This window comes from Enterobacter cloacae complex sp. HYC042_NIDB (assembly GCF_056673315.1).
In genome coordinates this window covers 3,197,188-3,215,812 of the sequence record NZ_CP109650.1, presented here as the reverse complement: position 1 = coordinate 3,215,812, position 18,625 = coordinate 3,197,188, and the positions used below count along the sequence as shown (strand labels likewise).

Sequence of the window (18,625 nt, the reverse complement as noted above, 5' to 3'; positions counted from 1 at the left end):
ATATCTCACTTCAGACTATCTCTTGCGCGTACTGGAACAGGGCTTTTAACAGGATCTGTTTTTCTGCGTTGCCTTCATACTGGTTGTATAACGACTCAAGCTCCTGCGCGTAATGCTGCAGATACTCTGGCGTAAACACGTTTCGACGGTGCTGCAGCCAGCGCGCCTGTTCTGCTTCATCCAGCGTGCCGGGATAATTGCGCGCCCGGTAGTTAAACATCAGCTTTTCGATGCGCTTATCGGCGAAAGTGATGTCCAACGCAGGTAAGTTACGCGGCTCGGTTTGCAGAACAATATTCATGGCTGCGCGGTCGGCATCGCTGAAGAAGCCGTTGTAGAGCTGGGCATCCACGTTTTCGGACGGCACGAACGGCTCCGCCTCGGCAAAGATGGCGACCACTTTCTCGCGCACCTGCGGGTTATCGCGAAGCACTTTCAGGTTATCCAGGCAGTGCTGACGGTTAATGCCCAGCCTGTCGGCATCTTCCGGACGCAGCGTGTTCGCCTGCGCCAGCACCGGACATTTATTGATATGCACCAGTTTAACCGGCACCGCAGGCAGATCCCCGAGTTCATTTTTCGGGGTGTAAAGCCGTTCGCGCAGGGTATCGCTGTCAAGCTCCAGCAGCGGCGAAACATCGCCCGCCAGGTCCACCATGATAACCGCATTACGGTTATCCGGGTGCCACGCCAGCGGCGCAACCCAGCTGGTATTGCCGCGCCAGGCGCCAAACATGCCGGAGATATGCACCAGGGGCTTCATCTGCGGTACGTCGATAAGGGTCATGAGCTTCTGCTTGCTTCGGTGGCTCAGCAGATATTCAAACAGCCGGGGCTGTGCGGTTTTCACCAGCTTCGCCATGGCAATGGTGGCATAAACGTCTGCCATCGCATCGTGGGCATTGCTGTGCTCGATGCCGTTGGCGCGCGTCAGGTGTTCCAGCCGGAAGCTGGTCAGCCCTTCCTCATTTTCCGGCCAGTTAATGCCTTCAGGGCGCAGGGCATAACAGGCGCGCATGATGTCGAGCAGATCCCAGCGTGAATTGCGGTTCTGCCAGCTCCAGGCGTACGGATCGTAGAAGTTGCGATAGAAGATGTTGCGCGTCACTTCATCATCGAAGCGGATGTTGTTGTAACCGACCACGCAGGTATTAGGCACGGTAAACAGATCGTGGATGCGGCGGGCGAACTCTGCTTCGTTAACGCCTTTTTCCCGCGCTTCCTGCGGTGTGATCCCGGTGACCATCACCGCGCCGGGCTGCGGCAGGTAATCATCCGCTGGCTTGCAGTAAAAGACCTCAGGCTCGCCGATGATGTTGAATTCGTCATCTGTGCGGATGGCGGCAAACTGCGCCGGCCGGTCCAGCGCCGGATGCGTGCCAAAGGTTTCGTAGTCGTGGAATAAAAAAGTCGGGCGTGCGGCAGAGTCAGACACCAGTAATACCATCCTGTTAAAAAATGACGTCACTATGGTAAACGATCGTGCGGGTCAGACCGAATAAAAAGCGCCGCCGCGGCGCAAATTTGCGCGCCAGCTTCAGAGAAAAACCTGCGTTCTGTCACATTTTTTTGCAATTAAGCCAGGTAACGACATCAGAAGTCCCGTAAAAAGGTCATCGATTTTTAATGACCTGAGGATATACCGTTGAAACGCCGTCTGTTTATTGCTGTTTCTTTACTCGCATCGAGTGTCTCATCTGCTTTTGCGGCCGAACCACTGGACTTTTCGCCGCAGCCTCCGGCCATTCAGGCTGGCTCCTGGGTGCTGATGGATTACACGACTGGTCAAATTTTAACGGCGGGCAACGAACATCAGCAACGTAACCCGGCGAGCCTCACCAAGCTGATGACGGGCTATGTGGTGGATCGGGCCATTGACAGCCATCGCATTTCGCCGGATGACATTGTCACCGTAGGGCGTGACGCGTGGGCAAAGGGCAACCCGGTTTTTGACGGTTCGTCGCTGATGTTTCTGAAAGAGGGCGATCGCGTCACCGTGCGTGACTTAAGCCGCGGTCTGATTGTCGATTCCGGCAACGATGCCTGCGTGGCGCTGGCCGATCACGTGGCGGGCGGGCAGCCGCAGTTTGTGAAGATGATGAACGACTACGTGCAGAAGCTGAACCTGCGTGATACGCACTTTGAAACCGTCCACGGTCTGGACGCGCCGGGCCAGCACAGCTCGGCCTATGACCTGGCCGTGCTCTCCCGGGCCATCATTCACGGTGAGCCAGAGTTTTATCATATGTACAGCGAAAAGAGTCTCACCTGGAACGGCATCACCCAGCAAAACCGTAACGGCCTGCTGTGGGATAAAACCATGAACGTGGACGGCCTGAAAACGGGGCATACCTCAGGAGCAGGCTTTAACCTTATTGCCTCCGCGGTGGACGGTCAGCGTCGTTTGATTGCGGTGGTGATGGGCGCGGACAGCCCGAAAGGGCGCGAGGACCAGGCGCGTAAGCTACTGCACTGGGGACAACAGAACTTCGATACGGTGCAGATCCTGCATAACGGTAAAAAAGTCGGAACAGAGCGTATCTGGTACGGCGATAAAGAACAGGTGAAACTGGGCACCGACCAGGACTTCTGGCTGGCCCTGCCGAAAGCGGAAGTACCGAACATCAAAGCCAAATACGTGCTGGATAAAAAAGAGCTGGAAGCACCGATTGCCGCGCATCAGCGGGTCGGGGAGATCCAGCTCTATGACCGCGACAAGGTCGTGGCGCACTGGCCTCTGGTCACTCTGGAAGCCGTTGATAAGGGAGGCGTATTCTCACGCCTGAGCGATTATCTTCACCACACGCTTTAACCGCTGATGGGCAGACTGGCAGGGTTGCGAGTCTGCTCACATAATAAACACTCCTCGTTTGCCGATAATAGAAATCCTGCTTTACAGTGTATAAATATACAGTGCTAATCGGAGGCAGCATGGACTACAGCATCAAGCAGCAACAGAAACGTAAGATTGCGGGTTTTCATCTTGTTGGGCCGTGGGAAAAAACGGTCAAGCAGGGCTTTGAACAGCTGGTCATGTGGGTAGACGGGCGTCACATTGAGCCGCTGGAGTGGGTGGCGGTCTATTACGATAACCCCGATGAGGTTCCGGCAGAAAAACTGCGCTGCGATACGGCCGTTACCGTACCGGATGATTTCGTCATCCCGGAAAACAGCGAAGGGGTGATGATGACGGAAATCGCGGCCGGTGATTATGCCGTGGCGACGGCGCGCGTGGAAAACTACGACTTTGCAACCCCGTGGTATCAGTTCTTTAATTCCCTGCTGCAGGATAATAAATACCAGATGGCGCTTAAGCCCTGCTTTGAGCGCTATCTCAATGATGGCAACGCGGACGGCTACTGGGATATTGAAATGTTTATCGCGGTAGAGCACAAAACGGTTTAAGCCTGCTTAATGAAGGGTTTTTCAGCCGGGAGCGATCCGCCCGGCTGAAAACACAGTACAATTGTGATTTGCCGTGTTGCTGGAGAGCGGGTGTGCGTCCCGACAAATCATTAACCCCTTTTGAAATTCGCTTATATAAACATTACCGCGTGGTGCACGGGTGTCGCATCGCGCTGGCGTTCGTGTTGACCTTTGTACTGGTCAGGTTGCTGGATATACCGGAAGGAACGTGGCCGCTGATCACGCTGGTGGTGGTGATGGGGCCAATCTCATTTTGGGGAAACGTTGTCCCGCGCGCCTTCGAGCGAATAGGTGGTACCGTGCTTGGCTCTGCCCTGGGGCTGATTGCCCTGAAGCTTGAGCTCATCTCATTTCCAGTGATGCTGGCATGGTGCGGTGCCGCCATGTTCCTGTGCGGCTGGCTGGCGCTGGGCAAACGGCCTTATCAGGCGCTGCTGATTGGTATCACTCTCGCGGTCGTGGTCGGCGCGCCAGCAGGGGATATGACCACGGCAATGTGGCGAAGCGGGGATGTTATTCTGGGCTCGCTGCTCGCCATGCTGTTTACCGGCATCTGGCCGCAGCGGGCTTTTCTGCACTGGCGTATCCAGATGGCTAACTACGTCACGGCGTTTAACCGCGTCTACCAGGCGGGGTTTTCACCGAATCTGGTTGAACGTCCCCGGCTGGAAAAGCATCTGCAAACCATCCTCAACGACGTGGTCAAAATGCGCGGCCTGATAGTACCAGCCAGTAAAGAGACCCATATTCAGAAAGCGATTTTCGAAGCTATCCAGACGGTCAGCCGCAATCTGGTGTGCATGCTTGAACTGCAAATCAACGCGCACTGGGCCACGCGTCCCAGCCATCTGTTGATGCTTAACGCCCAGACCCTCAAAGAGACGCAGATGATGACGCAGCAGACCCTGCTGACCATCGCCCATGCGCTCTATGAAGGCAACCCGCAGCCCGTTCTGGCGAACAGCGAGCGTCTCAATGAAATCGTGGCGGAACTGAAGCAGTTAATCAACGAGCGGCAGGGCGATAACGTGGCGGAAACGCCCATTCACGGCTATGTCTGGCTGAGCCTGGAGCTGGCGCGACAGCTTGAACTGCTATCGCACCTGATTTGTCGGGCGCTGCGCAAATAAAACGCGGATGTGACGCCTGCTGCTTCGATTCAGCAGCAATTGGGGTTATGATACCTTTAAACGATATAGCCATTGTCATTCGCAGCCGCTGTCAGTAAGGTTATTGTTACAACGGTTGCTTTAACGAATCCGAATCTCACATTATCAGGGGTGTAAAAAATGGAAACTATCAAGCCTTCGTTCCAGGATGTTCTGGAATTCGTCCGCCTGTTCCGCCGCAAAAACAAACTGCAGCGTGAAATCCAGGACGTTGAGAAGAAGATCCGTGACAACCAGAAACGTGTTCTGCTGCTCGACAACCTGAGCGACTACATCAAGCCGGGCATGAGCGTTGAAGCTATTCAGGGCATCATCGCCAGCATGAAGAGCGACTATGAAGACCGCGTTGATGATTACATCATCAAAAATGCTGAGCTGTCCAAAGAGCGTCGCGACATCTCTAAAAAGCTGAAAGTGATGGGCGAAATCAAAAACGCCGAAGCTAAAAGCGAATAATCGCAGCGAATTGTGAAAAAGGCTCTCTGGTGACAGGGAGCCTTTTTTATTTGACGATCAACGGTCCGCTGATTTGTAGGTCGGGTCAGGCGCAGCCACCAGCCGACAATTCTACCCGACGCAGAAAAGCAAAAAGCCTGCTTCAAAAGCAGGCTTTTCAAATTTGGCTCCTCTGACTGGACTCGAACCAGTGACATACGGATTAACAGTCCGCCGTTCTACCGACTGAACTACAGAGGAATCGTTGTGGAGGCTTATCTTAGCGGCGAAAAAACTTTTGTCAAACCTGATCTTAGGGAAAATCGACTGATTGCCGATTCTGTCGTCAGTTTGTTGTAAATACACACATCTTTTTCAGGAAAATACTTTGCAGGATTAGCATTTCTCCCCCATCATTTGAAATGGAGTTTCAACTATTCTCGCTAAGGTCCATTTTGAACGTCACTGCCCCTCTGCGCCAGGCGATCGTGCGCACGCCATGGTACGCAAAACGTAAAAGCTATCGTGTTCTGTTCTGGCGTGAAATCACCCCTCTTGCCGTGCCTATTTTCCTGGAAAATACCTGCGTTCTGCTGATGGGAGTGCTGAGCACCTTCCTGGTGAGCTGGCTGGGGAAAGAGGCGATGGCGGGGGTCGGGCTGGCAGACAGCTTTAACATGGTGGTGATGTCATTCTTTGCCGCCATCGATCTCGGGACGACGGTTGTGGTGGCCTTTAGTCTCGGCAAGCTGGATCCCAAACGCGCGCGCGAGGCTGCACGTCAGTCGCTGATGATCATGACCCTCTTTTCGATTGTTCTGGCGGCGGTGATCCACTATTTCGGTAAAGAGATTATCGATTTTGTCGCCGGGGAAGCCACGAACGAGGTCAAAGACCTGGCGCTGACCTATCTCGAAATGACCGTCTTAAGCTATCCTGCGGCGGCCATCGCGTTGATTGGCAGCGGCGCGCTGCGCGGGGCAGGTAACACCAAAATCCCGCTGCTGATCAACGGTGGGATGAATATCCTGAATATCATCATCAGCAGCGTGCTGATCTACGGCGCGTTCTCGTGGGATGGTCTGGGGTTCGTCGGTGCCGGGCTGGGATTAACCATATCACGCTATATCGGTGCGGCGGCCATCATCGGGGTGCTGATGACGGGGATTACCCCCTCGCTGCGTCTCACGCTTAAGAGCTACTTCCGGCCCTTTAATTTCGCCATTATCTGGGAAGTGATGGGGATTGGTATTCCCGCGAGCATTGAATCCGTGTTGTTCAACGGCGGGAAGCTGCTCACGCAGATGTTTGTCGCAGGAATGGGCACCGACGTTATCGCCGGTAACTTTATCGCCTTCTCCATCGCCTCGCTGATTAACCTGCCGGGTAACGCCCTTGGGTCGGCATCAACCATCATCACGGGGAAACGTCTCGGGAAAGGGCAGATAGGCCAGGCGGAGCGGCAGCTGCGCCATGTGTTCTGGCTGTCGACGATTGGGCTGACGCTGATCGCCTGGGGCACCGCGCCGTTTGCCGGGCTGATGGCCGCGTTCTATACCCACGAAGATGACGTGAAAGAGGTGGTGAAGATCCTTATCTGGCTCAACGCCGCCTTTATGCCCATCTGGGCGGCATCCTGGGTGTTACCTGCCGGGCTGAAAGGGGCGCGTGATGCCCGTTTTGCCATGTGGGTGTCCATGCTTGGCATGTGGGGGTGTCGCGTTGTGGCGGGCTATACGCTGGGCGTGGTGCTGGGCTGGGGCGTGGTGGGCGTCTGGCTGGGGATGTTCCTTGACTGGGCCGTACGCGGGGCGCTGTTCTACTGGCGCATGGTCAGCGGGCGCTGGCTGTGGAAATATCCGCGACAAAATGCCTGACAATTGCGCGAAATGGAGAATAATTCGGCAAACGATCGGAAATATGCATTCTGCCTTTGACATCATCGGGGAGCATCGATAATATGCGCCCCGTTCACACGATTCCTCTGTAGTTCAGTCGGTAGAACGGCGGACTGTTAATCCGTATGTCACTGGTTCGAGTCCAGTCAGAGGAGCCAAATTTGAAAAGCCTGCTTTTAAAGCAGGCTTTTTGCTTTTCTGCGCAAGGTAAATGCAAAACGGCAACCTTGTTGCCGTTTTTAGTGTTTTCACCCTCTCCCGTGGGAGAGGGATGGGGTGAGGGCATCAGACCGCACGAAATTACACACGAACCGGCGCCGTCGCCGCCTCCAGCCACGAACGCGCCTCGCTATTAACCAGCGGTGACAGCGCCTCACGTACCTGCTGATGATACTCATCCAGCCACTGCTTTTCCTGCTCGCTCAACAGATCCAGCTCGACCTGGCTTAAATCAATCGGGATCAGCGTCAGAGAAGCAAACTTGCAAAACCCCGGACGGCTCTCCACTATCTCCACCTGGTTTTCAATGCGAATACCGTGGCTATCGCCCAGATAGTATCCCGGTTCAATCGTCATGATATTGCCTGCCACCAGCGGCCACGGGTTGACCTTTTTGGCGATGCGATGCGGGTTTTCGTGGATCAGAAGCTGGTGGCCCACGCCGTGCCCGGTACCGTGATCGTAATCCAGCCCCATCTCCCACAGCGGACGACGCGCGAAAGCATCCAGCTGGTGCCCCTGCGTACCGGAAGGGAACTGCAGGGTAATCAGCGACAGGAAGCCTCTCAGCACGGCGGTGTAGTGCAGACGCTGCTGCGAGGGGACATTCCCCCACGCCAGCGTGCGCGTGGCATCGGTGGTGCCGTTAGCGTACTGACCGCCCGAATCGTTCAGGTAAAAATGGTCATGACCGATGGGCTTGTTGCTGGCCTCGCTTGAATGATAGTGGCACATCGCCGCATTGCTCGAAGAGGCGGAAATGGTCGCGAAACTCTGCTCGATAAAACCTGACTGCTGTTTGCGAAATGCCAGCTGCTGCGCCTGCACTTCCAGCTCCGTTAGCGGTTGTCCCGCCGCCGCACGCAGCGGCACTTCGCGGCTCAGCCAGGCCAGGAAGTTGACCCACGCGGCGCCGTCCTGGAGATGGCACTCGCGATACCCTGCCAGCTCGACCGGGTTTTTGGTAGCCTTAATGAGGGTAATGGGATCGGTTCGCCAGACAATTTCACCGCGCGGTTCAATGGCAAAGCGCAGGGCCACCGGCGCGGAGTCGGCATCAACCATCACCCGCTTCCCTTCAGCAAGTTGCTGACAGCGCTTAATAAAGGTGTCCTGTGGCGCAATCGTGAAGGCGTTCAGAACTGCATCAGGGAGTTCTGCGAGCTTATTATCGTTAACAAACCACTCAACGCGGCTGTCGCGACCGAGCAGGGCAAATGAGAGCGGTACCGGACTGGTGGGGATATCTGAGCCGCGCACGTTGAGCAGCCACGCAATGTTATCCGGCAGCGTAACGGCCAGGTAGTCAGCGTTGTTCGCGGCCAGCACGGCGGCAACGCGCTGACGTTTGTCTTCGCTGCTTTCACCGCTTATCGCAACCGGCATCTCACGGATAAGCCCCGCCGGTGCGGCAGGGCGATCGGTCCATAAGGCGTCAAACGGTGACGCGTTCAGCGGCACGAGCGCGCACGGTGTGGCAGACAGCTGCGTAAACTCGGTATTCGTCATCAGCATTGGGTCAAAACCAATGCGCGTGCCCGCCGCGACGTTTGCCGTCAGCCAGTCTGCCAGCGGCTCGTTGTGCAGATGGTGGATCTCAACCTCATCCATATTCACCTGAACGCGGGCCTGCACCTGATAGCGCCCGTCGACGAACAGCAGCGCTTTATCCCTCAGTACCAGCGCGACGCCAGCAGAGCCGTTAAAGCCTGTCAGCCAGGCCAGCTTTTCGTCGTTCGACGCGCAATTCTCGCTTTGCCAGGCATCGGTGCGCGGAACGATCATCCCGTCGAGGCTGTTTTCCTGAAGCCACTGACGCAGGGCAGAGAGCGGAGTAGGGGTGTGCATGGTTTTTCCTTATTGTTATTAGCGGAACGGCGGCTCGTTGAAGGTGCGCAGCTTGCGCGAATGCAGTCGGTCGCCTTCCGCCCGCAGCAGGTCGATGGCGCGAATGCCGATCTGCAAATGTTCGGAAATCGCCCCTTCATAGAAACGGTTGGCCTGACCCGGCAGCTTAATTTCGCCGTGCAGCGGCTTATCGGACACGCACAGCAGCGTGCCGTAAGGAACGCGGAAGCGATACCCCTGGGCGGCGATGGTGGCGCTCTCCATATCAATCGCCACCGCTCGGCTCAGGTTGAAGCGCAGCGCGGAGGCGGAGTAACGCAGCTCCCAGTTGCGGTCATCCGTCGTCACTACCGTACCGGTACGCAGGCGCTGCTTCACCTCTTCACCCGGCATGCCGCTCACCTCTTTGGTGGCGTCATACAGCGCGCGCTGTACTTCGGCGATGCTCGGGATTGGGATATCCGGCGGCAGTACCGCATCCAGCACGTGGTCGTCGCGCAGATAGGCGTGGGCCAGCACGTAATCGCCAATCAGCTGGCTTTCGCGCAGGCCGCCGCAGTGGCCAATCATCAGCCACACGTCGGGGCGCAGCACCGCCAGATGGTCACAGATGGTTTTGGCGTTCGACGGGCCGACGCCGATGTTGATCAGGGTGATCCCCTGACCGTCGGCGGTGATCAGGTGCCAGGCGGGCATCTGGTGTTTTTTCCACGCCAGATCGGAGATGGCCTGCTCGGGGGCTTCGGTCTCGGCGGTGATCCAGATCCCGCCCGCGCAGGAGAGGGCGATATATGGACTGTCCGGATCGAGGATTTGGCTACAGCCCCAGCGAACAAACTCGTCCACGTAGCGGGTGTAGTTGGTAAACAGCACAAACGGCTGGAAATGCTCGGCGGGCGTGCCGGTGTAGTGGCGCAGGCGCGCCAGGGAGAAATCCACCCGACGGGCGTCAAAGTGCGACAGGGGGGAAAACTCTGCCGGGTGATAAATCCCGTCAGCCGTCTCATCGCCAATCTGTGACAGCTCGGTCGTTGGGAAGTGGCGGGTCAGTCCCGCGCTCATGGAGCGGTCAAGAGTCAGCGCCGAACCGTCAATCACGTACGGATACGGGATCTCGTGCTGTGAAGGCTCCACGGCAATGTGCGCGCCGTAATCCTGATACAACAGCGTTAGCTGCTCTTCCAGATAGGGGCGGAACAGTGCAGGGCGGGTGACGGTGGTGCTGTAGCAGCCGGAGTGGGTAAAACGGGCGTAGGCGCGGGTTTTCGGCGTCGTGCTGGCGCTGCCGTCCCAGGTTACAGAGAGCGATGGATAAACAAAAAGGCCTTCGTTTCTGGCCTTTTGATCGGGAAGTTTCCCCGTTTCGATGTATTCGCTGATGGCGCTGCGCAGCGCGTTGACGGACTGTTCATACAGCGCGTCGAGTTTTTCCAGCGCCTGAGCCGGGGTCAGGCTGGAGCCCTTATTATTCATCTCTGTCTCCTTGTTCCACAGGTGTGCGACTCTATCCGATAGTATGTCACACGCCTGTGAAACAAAAGGGAGATCAGGCGTGGCTCGTCTCTTTCATCAGAAGCGCCGTCGCTGCCGACAGCAGGCAGCCGGCCAGCAGATAAATCGCCACGCTGTGCCAGTTACCGCCGGAGAAGGTCACCAGCGCGGCGGCAATAAACGGCGTAAACCCGCCGCCGACCACGCTTGCCACCTGGTAGCCCACGCCCGCGCCGCTGTAGCGGTAGCTGGCACCGAACAGTTCGGTAAACATCGGCTGCTGCACGCAGACCACCATATCGTGGGCGATGTTGGCGAGCATAATGGCGAAGAAGACAATCCAGAACACAGACTGAGCCTCCAGCGCCATAAAGAACGGCCAGGCGCTGAGGGTGCCAATCAGCGCCCCGGTGATATAGACGCGGCGGCGACCAAACCGGTCCGCCAGCCAGGCGAAGCAGGGGATGGTCAGACAGCTGATCCCGCCGACCAGCAGGCCAATATTCAGGAACAGTTCGCGCGGCAGGCCGAGATTCTGCGTCGAGTAGTTCAGCGCAAAGGCGGTGACGATATACATCGTCAGCAGCTCGCACAGGCGCAGGGCGATAATTTTCAGAAAAGCGCCAGGGTGCCGAATCAGGGCTTCCATCACCGGCAGCCGTTTTTTGACGGACGGCTCCTCACGCTGTTGCTGTTCGAACTCTGCCGACTCATCCATCCCGTTGCGGATCCACAGGGCGGCAATCACCAGCACGATGCTGAAGATAAACGGGATGCGCCAGCCCCAGCTCAGAAACTGCTCGTCGGTGGTGAGCTGGCTGATTAACGATACCAGCCCGGTGGAAAGCAACAGCCCGACGCCGTACCCGACCTGCACGCCGCTGCTGTAAAACGCTTTCTTGTTTTTTGGCGCGCTCTCAACGGATAACAGCGCCGCGCCGCCCCATTCGCCGCCCACGGCGAAGCCCTGAATGGCGCGCAGCGTCACCAGCAGCACAGGCGCCCACCAGCCAATAGCGGAAAACGAAGGAAGAATGCCAATCAGCGCGGTGGCGATCCCCATCATCCAGACGGTAAGCATCAGCATCCGCTTGCGGCCAAGCCGGTCGCCGAAGTGGCCGAAAATCACCCCGCCCAGCGGGCGAAACAGAAAGCCGACGCCGAAGGTGGCAAACGCGGCAAGCGTGCCCATCGCGGGGCTAACCTGGGGAAAAAACTCGCGGTTAAACACCAGCGCGGCGGTAATGCCGTAAAGCAGAAAATCATACCAGTCGACGACGGCACCCGCGAAGCTGCCGAGTGCAGCGCGGCGGGCGCGATTGAGCGAAGGTGTCTCCTCGTTGGGACGATCGGAGATGAGGGTGGAGTCCATAGTTATCCTGTCCGTACTGTTTTTTATTATTGGTATAAGAAAAGGTCACTCACATAGCTGCCGTCATATAAACGGAACCTATGAGACTACCGCGACAAAACGCCTGAGAAAACGTTTTTATCTTTCCGGAAGGCGCTGAATAAATAAATTTCATTTTCCCCTGCCTCGAGATAAATCAGTCTGTTTGGCTCCGGTTCGTGCTGAATGGATTACAGTAATAGATACCGCTGCGTGACTAAAGCTGAGGGAAAAACGATGCAACGTAACTTTTCGGCATTCTGGATGGTCCTGTTTTTATTCGCCGCACCGCTTCATGCCGAGCCGAAAGTCTATGGCGAACAGCGTATTAGCGGCTGGTGGAATGCGCTGACGGATGATATCTCCCAGACCTGGGAAGAGCCGCAACGTTACGATTTGTACCTGCCGTTTCTGAGCTGGCACGCCCGCTTTATGTACGACAAAGAAAAAACCGACGAGTACAACGAAATGCCGTGGGGCGGCGGCCTGGGCGTGTCCCGCTATAACGAAGAGGGCAACTGGAGCGCGCTTTTCGCAATGATGTTCAAGGACTCGCACAACGAATGGCAGCCCGCGATGGGCTATGGCTGGGAGAAGGGCTGGTATCTGGATAATGCCAAAGATTTCCGCCTTGGGCTCGGTGCCGCCGCGGGCATCACGGCGCGAGATGATTTTGCAAACTATGTGCCTCTGCCGTTCATCTTCCCGCTGTTTTCAGCTGGCTATAAGCGCGTTACCGTCCAGTTCACCTATATTCCCGGAACGTATAACAACGGCAACGTGCTCTTTGCCTGGCTGCGCTTAGGCTTTTAAAGGGTGATCACCTTTTTTGCCACGGCGTTAGACAATACCAGCATGGAGAAGAGAACAGAGGTGACGAACGTAAGCACAATCAGCGCCAGCTTCATGCCGAGAGAGGTCACCGGTATCAGCGCCGTCAGCAGATGAAACACCGAGTAATGCACAATATACACGCCGGTCATCGTTTTGCTGATGGCGGCCAGAATGGACTCCTTTAATTCAGCATTGCGGCGAAAGCGAACGCCGTTCGCCGCAATCACCAGGGCAATAATCAGGATGTAGATCTGCGAGCCGGTGAGAATAAAGGCGTTTCTGTCGGCCTTAAACAGGGCAAAAAAGAAGTGGCGCTCGTAAAACCAGGTGAAGAGATAGATAAACGGGATGGCGACAACCGCCGCCCGGACCACATTTTTGCGGCTTATCCACTCAGCGACTTTTGGGTCGCAGAAGAGCTGCCCGGTCAGATAAAACAGCAGCCATGTCCACAGCCGATACTGCGGCGAAAGCGAAAGGACGTGCGTTTCAGGATAAAGCGCTGATAGTAGATCGTATCCGTAGGAAAAGCACAGCAGAGCAGCAATCGCGCCGCAGAACAGCGATCTCCGCTGGCTAAGCCACTCCACCGCCGGGTGGAAGGTGTAAATCACGACAAAGGCGAACACGAACCAGGGCTGAATTAAATACCCGCGCTGATAAGGCTCCCACAGGTAGTAGATCGTTATCCAGAACAGAAAAACAATCACCAGACTTTTTATTTTACCCAGCTGCCATCGCGTGCCGTGCCGGGATTGCCCGTCGAGATAGCCCGACACCACAAAAAACAGCGGCGTGGCGATGGTCGAGATAAAGGTTAAAAAGCCCAGGATCCAGTGATAGTCATAGTCATAATGATCCCAGGTATTGTAGATGGTGAAGAAGGTGACCGCCGTCATACAGCCCAGCGTCTTGATAATGTTCAGCCCTGTCGCATTCATTGTTGTTTGGCTTCGTCCTTACGATGGAAACACGCATAGATCACGGGGAGTACCAGTAGCGTCAGGATTGTAGCAAACCCCAGTCCAAACATAATCACAACGGCCATGCTCTGGAAGAAAACATCCAGCAGCAGCGGTGCCAGGCCAAGTACGGTCGTGAACGCGGTGAGCAGGATAGGGCGCAGGCGCGAGGTAGCGGCATAAACGATCGCGCTGTGCTGATTCTTGTGCGTTTTCTGCTGTTCGATCTCTTCCACCAGCACGATGCCGTTGCGGATGAGCATTCCGCTCAGGCTCAGCAGACCAATTAGCGCCATAAAGCCAAAGGGAATGCCGGTAATTAAAAATCCTGGCGTGACGCCAATCAACGCCAGCGGTACGGTTAGCCAGATCGCGACGGCATTTTTTACCGAGCTGAACATCAGCACCGTAATAACAAACATCACCAGATACCCGAGAGGTAGCGTAGTGAACAGCCCTTGCTGCGCTTCGCTGGAGTTTTCCGCGTCGCCCCCCCACTCGATGCTGTAGCCGTGTGGCAGGGGAAGGGCATCCACCTGCGGCTTCACGCGGGCGAGAATATCACCGGAGGTTTGCTGGCTCAGCGGGTCCGGATCCGTCTGAACCGTCAGTACCCGCGAGCGGTCGCGTCGAAGGATGAGCGGATCTTCCCACTCCAGCGTGAAGCTGCTGACGACGTTACTCAGCGGGATATACTGCTGCCGCGCCTGGCTCCACACCAGCACGTTGTTCAGGTGGCTGGCGTCCAGCCTTTCGCTTTCCGGAGGCCTCACCACCACGGGCAGCAGGTCACTGCCTTCCCGATACAACCCCGCCCGGCTGCCGGAGAAATTCATCTCCAGCGCGTTGTCGACGTCCTGCTTATCCACGCCAAGCTCGCGTCCCAGCGCGGCGACGTACTGCGGACGGATCACTTTGCTGCGGTTTTGCCAGTCGTTTCGGACGCTCCCCGTGGCCGGGTCGCGCGCCAGGATATCGTCCACCTGGCTGGCAATCAGACGCAGCCTGTCAGGATCCGGGCCTTTAATGCGCACTTCAATGGCGCTGTCGCCGGAGGGCCCAAACATCACCCGTTTCGTGCTGGCGTTGACCTGCGGGTAGTTACGCGCGATGTACTCATCCACGTAGCGCGTCAGCGCGGAGATGCTGCGCTGGTCATCCATTCGCACCATGATCTGCGCGTAGTTGCTGTATTGCCGCTGTCCGCTGTAGGTCAGAATAAAGCGCATGCTCCCCTGACCGATGGCCGAGACGGTGGTTTCCACGCCGGGCCGTCCCTTGATGGTTTTCTCAATGTCGCCGGTCATTTTCTCGGTCCATTTGATATCGGTCCCGTAGGGTAACCAGAGGTCGACAAAGAAAATCGGCGTATTGGACGACGGGAAAAAGTTTTGCCGCACCGCGCCAAACCCCCAGACAGACGCGGCCAGCAGGGCGGCCATCACTACCAGCGTCGGCGCTTTATGGTGCAGCAGTGCGTTCAGCAGGTGCTGGTAGAGGCGGTAGAGACGTTTGTCGTAAGGATCTGACTCGTCAGTGGCGTCCGACGCGCTGTCGTTTTTAAACAACCACCACTTAATCAGCACCGGGGTGAGGGTGAGCGCCGAGAACCAGCTCAGCATCAGGGAAATCAGCAGCACCTGGAACAGAGATTTACAGTATTCCCCGGTGGAATCCTGCGATAGCCCGATAGGGGCAAACGCAAGGATGGCGATCACCGTCGCCCCCAGCAGCGGCAGGGCGGAGCGGCGGATGATGTTGTTTACGGCGGTTAACAGCGGGGAGCCCTGCTGCCTGGCAATCAACACCCCTTCGACAATCACGATGGCGTTATCCACCAGCATGCTGAGGGCGATAATCAGCGCCCCGAGCGAGATGCGCTGTAGCTCAATGCCACACAGATACATAATCAGCAGCGTGCCCAGCACGTTAAGGGCGAGAGAAACCGCGATGATGATCCCGCTGCGTACCCCCATAAAGATCAGCAGCACGCCAATGACAATCGCCAGCGCCATCAGGAAGTTAATAATAAAACCGTTAACAGAATGGCCCACTTCGGCTGCCTGATCGTAAAACAGATCTATCTGTATGCCTGCCGGTTTTTCCGCCGACATCTGGTTTAGCTTCGCCTCCAGCGCGTGGCCCACGTCGATCACGTTAACGCCGGGAATAAACGAGACGCCCATGGTGACGGCTTTTTTGCCGTTGGCATGGTAGATACTGGCGGGCGATTCGTTCAGCCCGCGCGACAGCGTGGCGATATCCCGCAGGCGCGTCGCCGCCCCGGTGCCGGAAGGGGTGATGATGAGATCCGCCAGTTCATCGAGATTCTCGAACTCACCGGTCGGGTGCAGACGAATGGATTCGCTGCCGGAAGTGATTTCTCCGGCGCTGGAAACGACGTTGAGCCTGCTGAGCAGGGCGGAAAGCTGGTTCAGCGTAATGCCGCGCGCGGCCATTTTGGTCAGGGAAATATCGATGTTGACCTGTTGGCTAATGGCCCCGCCGATGGCGACCTTCGCGACGCCGGGAACCAGAATCAACGCGCGGCGCAGCTGCTCCGCATATCTCACCAGTTCAGGATTACTGAATTCATCTCCGGAAATGGCGAAGAAGAAGCCGAATACGTCGCCGAAATCGTCATTTACAAAGGGCGTGACGACGCCGGGCGGGAACTGACGCGAGGCATCGCCCACGCGGCGGCGCAGCTCATCCCAAATCTGCGGCAGTTCGTTCGAGTGATAGCGTGAAGCGATGTTAACGGTGATTTGCGACAGCCCGTTTGAAGAGATGGAGCTTACGTTGTCCAGATAAGGCAACTGCTGAAGGGCATTCTCCAGCGGCAGCGTCACCTCTTCTTCAACCTGCTGAGCGGATGCGCCGGGGTAGTGGGTAACCACCACAGCGGTTTTGATGGTAAAGGCGGGATCTTCCAGCCTGCCGATATTCAACAGGGCGAAAATCCCCCCAATGCCCAGCAGCAGAATCGTTAGCCAGACGCGAACCGGGTTATTAATAAATTGACGAGTGATATCCATTACAGTCCCCGCTCACGCGTCCAGATACGCACCGGCTGGTTAGCATGGAGCTCTCCCACGCCTGCGGCCACCACGCGCTCGCCCGCCTTAAGCCCGCTGGTGATCGTCACGCCTTCGGTTATCACTTGCCCCACGCTGACCTTGCGGTCTTCAAGATGGAGCGTGTCGCCTTCTCCCGCCACAACCCAGACGTGCGGCTCATTGCGTGGGCTGTTGTCCGGGTTAAAGACGGCCTCAACCGGTACAACCAGCGCCTGAGCGCCCGCGCCAGCCGGGAGGTTGGTTAAATTGATGGTCACCGTACCGCTTACGCCACCGACGGCGGGAAAATCATCTGGTCGCGGCATGGTCAGTATCACCTGCCAGGTCAGGGTATTACTGTCGCTGCTGCCCGAGTGCTCTTTGTAGACGGCGGTAAATTCCCGATCCGGAATAGCGTTAATTCTTACTACCGGACGATACTGCGCGTTGCGGATATCAAAGGTCTTAAACAGGTTTTCAGGGATGCTGAACACCACGTCAAGCAGATCGGTGCGGGTTAACGTCGCGATGGGCTGACCGGCAGACACCACCTGATGGTTTCGGACATGTACGCTGGCCGCCGTCCCGCTGAAGGGGGCGACGAGCGTCATCTGATTCAACTCTTCTCGGGCAATCTGCAGCGCCGCATTCGCCGAATCGCGGTTCGCACGCTGCACGTCCATTTCGGCTTTCGAAATCGCCTGGCGGCCCGCCAGCGTCTGGAAGCGATCGAACTGCCTCTGGGCCAGCGTCGCCGCCGTCTGCCTGTCGTTAACCCGCTGCTGGGCTTCACGGGCGTTCAATCTTGCAAGCTGTTGGCCCTGCTTGATGGCTGCGCCCTGACGCACATCGAGCGCTTCAATTTGACCAGCGCGCTTGAAGGAAAGGTCTGTGGCATCGCCCGATTCAATGCGGGCGGGAAAAACGCGCTGCTGGGCATGACCGGGAACCGTCACCTCCGCCACTTTAACCATTCTGGGCAGGGGAGAGGCTTGTTCTGGTTTAGGATCGCACGCCGTGAGCGTTAACAAAACGAACGGTAAAAGAGAGAGGTAGCGGTTCACTGTATTCCCCTAATAAATAACTGTTTTATTTATTCCATAACCTGGACAGGGGTGACACTATTCTGCCAGAACAGTGACGACCATATAGGTAAATAAACCAATCGCCGTGCTGGCGATAATGGCAAGCGCAATAAACATACCCAGTCGGATCAGGCTTATGCCATACATACATTCCTCCATGAGCCGGAAGCGGTAACTCACTATGAGCATAGTCGGCGAAAAGATAAATGTTAAATAACCATTAGCAGTGGGGACGCGCTAAACCTGAAATTCCTGTGCTACGTTTAATATTATTCATCTCTTTTACCGTAACTGGCATTAAGGGCAACCCCCTGCATTTAATGCGTTTTTTTTGCTTCATTCACTCTCATGTTGGTTATAAAAAGGATGCTCGATATGTATAAAAACATTCTCGTTCCGGTGGATGTCTACGAGACAAGCCTGGCGGATAAAGCGTTGCAGCATGCACAGTTTCTGGCGCAAAGCGCATTGGGTGACATTCATTTGCTGCACGTCATGCCAAAATTTTCAGCCGAGCTGACGCGCGGTTTTATTTCAGATGCGCGAAAGATGGATGAATATATGATTAATAATTCAAAAGAAAAACTGTCTGACCTGGTCAAAAAATTGAATTTGCCAGAAGAGCGCGTTCACCTCCATGTTCGCAGCGGAAATGTTCGTGATGAGGTTATTAAGCTGGCGGATGAACTTGCTGCTGGCGCGATTATCGTCGGCTCCCGCAATCCAAATATTCAAACCCATTTGTTAGGATCGGAGGCGGCAAGTATTGTTCGTTACGCCCATGTTCCTGTTTTCGTTATTCGTTAATT

At 56.2% G+C, this 18,625-nt stretch carries 14 protein-coding genes and 2 tRNA genes; 8 read left to right on the top strand and 8 right to left on the bottom strand.

Going from position 1 to position 18,625, the window contains the following annotated elements; translation table 11 throughout:
- Positions 1 to 10: 10 nt before the first annotated feature.
- On the bottom strand, positions 11 to 1,447 hold the full coding sequence (gene sbcB / locus OKF39_RS15465) for an exodeoxyribonuclease I (protein ID WP_407712863.1): 1,437 nt from the start codon (positions 1,445 to 1,447) through the stop codon (positions 11 to 13).
- Between the two features lie 198 nt (positions 1,448 to 1,645).
- On the opposite strand from sbcB, the gene dacD reads away from it, so the two are divergent.
- The 4 genes from dacD to OKF39_RS15445 all read left to right on the top strand — a co-directional run bounded on the left by dacD (position 1,646) and on the right by OKF39_RS15445 (position 5,051).
- Positions 1,646 to 2,812, top strand: a complete 1,167-nt coding sequence (gene dacD, locus OKF39_RS15460; RefSeq protein ID WP_028013757.1) for a serine-type D-Ala-D-Ala carboxypeptidase DacD — start codon at positions 1,646 to 1,648, stop codon at positions 2,810 to 2,812.
- A gap of 119 nt (positions 2,813 to 2,931) precedes the next feature.
- On the top strand, positions 2,932 to 3,405 hold the full coding sequence (sbmC, locus tag OKF39_RS15455; RefSeq protein WP_028013756.1) for a DNA gyrase inhibitor SbmC: 474 nt from the start codon (positions 2,932 to 2,934) through the stop codon (positions 3,403 to 3,405).
- A 92-nt stretch (positions 3,406 to 3,497) separates the two neighbouring features.
- Entirely contained in the window at positions 3,498 to 4,556 is a 1,059-nt protein-coding gene (locus OKF39_RS15450; RefSeq protein WP_028013755.1) for an FUSC family protein, read from the top strand.
- 159 nt (positions 4,557 to 4,715) lie between these two features.
- A complete protein-coding gene (locus OKF39_RS15445) occupies positions 4,716 to 5,051 on the top strand; it encodes a DUF496 family protein (RefSeq protein ID WP_028013754.1) in 336 nt (111 codons plus the stop codon).
- Positions 5,052 to 5,215: 164 nt separating this feature from the next.
- Here the strand turns inward: OKF39_RS15445 and OKF39_RS15440 are convergent.
- A tRNA-Asn gene (locus OKF39_RS15440) sits at positions 5,216 to 5,291 on the bottom strand.
- Positions 5,292 to 5,452: 161 nt separating this feature from the next.
- On the opposite strand from OKF39_RS15440, the gene emmdR reads away from it, so the two are divergent.
- Complete coding sequence (gene emmdR, locus OKF39_RS15435) at positions 5,453 to 6,907, top strand: multidrug efflux MATE transporter EmmdR (RefSeq protein ID WP_120787280.1); 1,455 nt, start codon at positions 5,453 to 5,455, stop codon at positions 6,905 to 6,907.
- A gap of 103 nt (positions 6,908 to 7,010) precedes the next feature.
- Positions 7,011 to 7,086: transfer RNA gene (locus OKF39_RS15430), tRNA-Asn, on the top strand.
- A gap of 142 nt (positions 7,087 to 7,228) precedes the next feature.
- Here OKF39_RS15430 and OKF39_RS15425 read toward each other — a convergent pair.
- The 3 genes from OKF39_RS15425 to shiA all read right to left on the bottom strand — a co-directional run bounded on the left by OKF39_RS15425 (position 7,229) and on the right by shiA (position 11,858).
- Complete coding sequence (locus tag OKF39_RS15425) at positions 7,229 to 8,995, bottom strand: aminopeptidase P family protein (protein WP_479983116.1); 1,767 nt, start codon at positions 8,993 to 8,995, stop codon at positions 7,229 to 7,231.
- Between the two features lie 18 nt (positions 8,996 to 9,013).
- Entirely contained in the window at positions 9,014 to 10,468 is a 1,455-nt protein-coding gene (locus tag OKF39_RS15420; protein ID WP_041909184.1) for an AMP nucleosidase, read from the bottom strand.
- 73 nt (positions 10,469 to 10,541) lie between these two features.
- The gene (shiA, locus tag OKF39_RS15415) at positions 10,542 to 11,858 is read right to left on the bottom strand and encodes a shikimate transporter (protein WP_236298847.1); all 1,317 of its coding nucleotides are present in this window, start codon (positions 11,856 to 11,858) and stop codon (positions 10,542 to 10,544) included.
- A 255-nt stretch (positions 11,859 to 12,113) separates the two neighbouring features.
- On the opposite strand from shiA, the gene pagP reads away from it, so the two are divergent.
- Positions 12,114 to 12,689, top strand: a complete 576-nt coding sequence (gene pagP / locus OKF39_RS15410; protein ID WP_041909188.1) for a lipid IV(A) palmitoyltransferase PagP — start codon at positions 12,114 to 12,116, stop codon at positions 12,687 to 12,689.
- Here the strand turns inward: pagP and OKF39_RS15405 are convergent.
- The 3 genes from OKF39_RS15405 to OKF39_RS15395 are packed head-to-tail and all read right to left on the bottom strand — an operon-like array spanning position 12,686 to position 17,795.
- On the bottom strand, positions 12,686 to 13,651 hold the full coding sequence (locus tag OKF39_RS15405; protein WP_045629806.1) for an acyltransferase: 966 nt from the start codon (positions 13,649 to 13,651) through the stop codon (positions 12,686 to 12,688). The two genes, pagP and OKF39_RS15405, sit on opposite strands and share 4 nt — an antisense overlap.
- Positions 13,648 to 16,710 carry an efflux RND transporter permease subunit gene (locus OKF39_RS15400; RefSeq protein ID WP_479983115.1) on the bottom strand — a complete coding sequence of 1,021 codons (3,063 nt, stop codon included), beginning with the start codon at positions 16,708 to 16,710 and terminating at the stop codon, positions 13,648 to 13,650. The genes OKF39_RS15405 and OKF39_RS15400 overlap by 4 nt, the downstream gene beginning before the upstream one ends.
- Complete coding sequence (locus tag OKF39_RS15395) at positions 16,710 to 17,795, bottom strand: efflux RND transporter periplasmic adaptor subunit (protein ID WP_045260384.1); 1,086 nt, start codon at positions 17,793 to 17,795, stop codon at positions 16,710 to 16,712. Before OKF39_RS15395 ends, OKF39_RS15400 begins: the two co-directional genes overlap by 1 nt.
- Before the next feature lie 396 nt (positions 17,796 to 18,191).
- Here OKF39_RS15395 and OKF39_RS15390 point away from each other — a divergent pair, with 396 nt between their 5' ends.
- On the top strand, positions 18,192 to 18,623 hold the full coding sequence (locus OKF39_RS15390) for a universal stress protein (protein ID WP_028013745.1): 432 nt from the start codon (positions 18,192 to 18,194) through the stop codon (positions 18,621 to 18,623).
- Positions 18,624 to 18,625: the final 2 nt, after the last annotated feature.

Excerpts from the sequence above, each read along its gene's own strand:
- shiA (WP_236298847.1), bottom strand. The coding sequence starts at position 11,858 with ATGGACTCCACCCTCATCTCCGATCGTCCCAACGAGGAGACACCTTCG.
- OKF39_RS15390 (WP_028013745.1), top strand. The coding sequence starts at position 18,192 with ATGTATAAAAACATTCTCGTTCCGGTGGATGTCTACGAGACAAGCCTG.
- sbcB (WP_407712863.1), bottom strand. The coding sequence starts at position 1,447 with ATGGTATTACTGGTGTCTGACTCTGCCGCACGCCCGACTTTTTTATTC.
- OKF39_RS15405 (WP_045629806.1), bottom strand. The coding sequence starts at position 13,651 with ATGAATGCGACAGGGCTGAACATTATCAAGACGCTGGGCTGTATGACG.
- OKF39_RS15420 (WP_041909184.1), bottom strand. The coding sequence starts at position 10,468 with ATGAATAATAAGGGCTCCAGCCTGACCCCGGCTCAGGCGCTGGAAAAA.
- pagP (WP_041909188.1), top strand. The coding sequence starts at position 12,114 with ATGCAACGTAACTTTTCGGCATTCTGGATGGTCCTGTTTTTATTCGCC.
- OKF39_RS15400 (WP_479983115.1), bottom strand. The coding sequence starts at position 16,710 with ATGGATATCACTCGTCAATTTATTAATAACCCGGTTCGCGTCTGGCTA.
- sbmC (WP_028013756.1), top strand. The coding sequence starts at position 2,932 with ATGGACTACAGCATCAAGCAGCAACAGAAACGTAAGATTGCGGGTTTT.
- OKF39_RS15445 (WP_028013754.1), top strand. The coding sequence starts at position 4,716 with ATGGAAACTATCAAGCCTTCGTTCCAGGATGTTCTGGAATTCGTCCGC.
- emmdR (WP_120787280.1), top strand. The coding sequence starts at position 5,453 with ATGGAGTTTCAACTATTCTCGCTAAGGTCCATTTTGAACGTCACTGCC.
- OKF39_RS15425 (WP_479983116.1), bottom strand. The coding sequence starts at position 8,995 with ATGCACACCCCTACTCCGCTCTCTGCCCTGCGTCAGTGGCTTCAGGAA.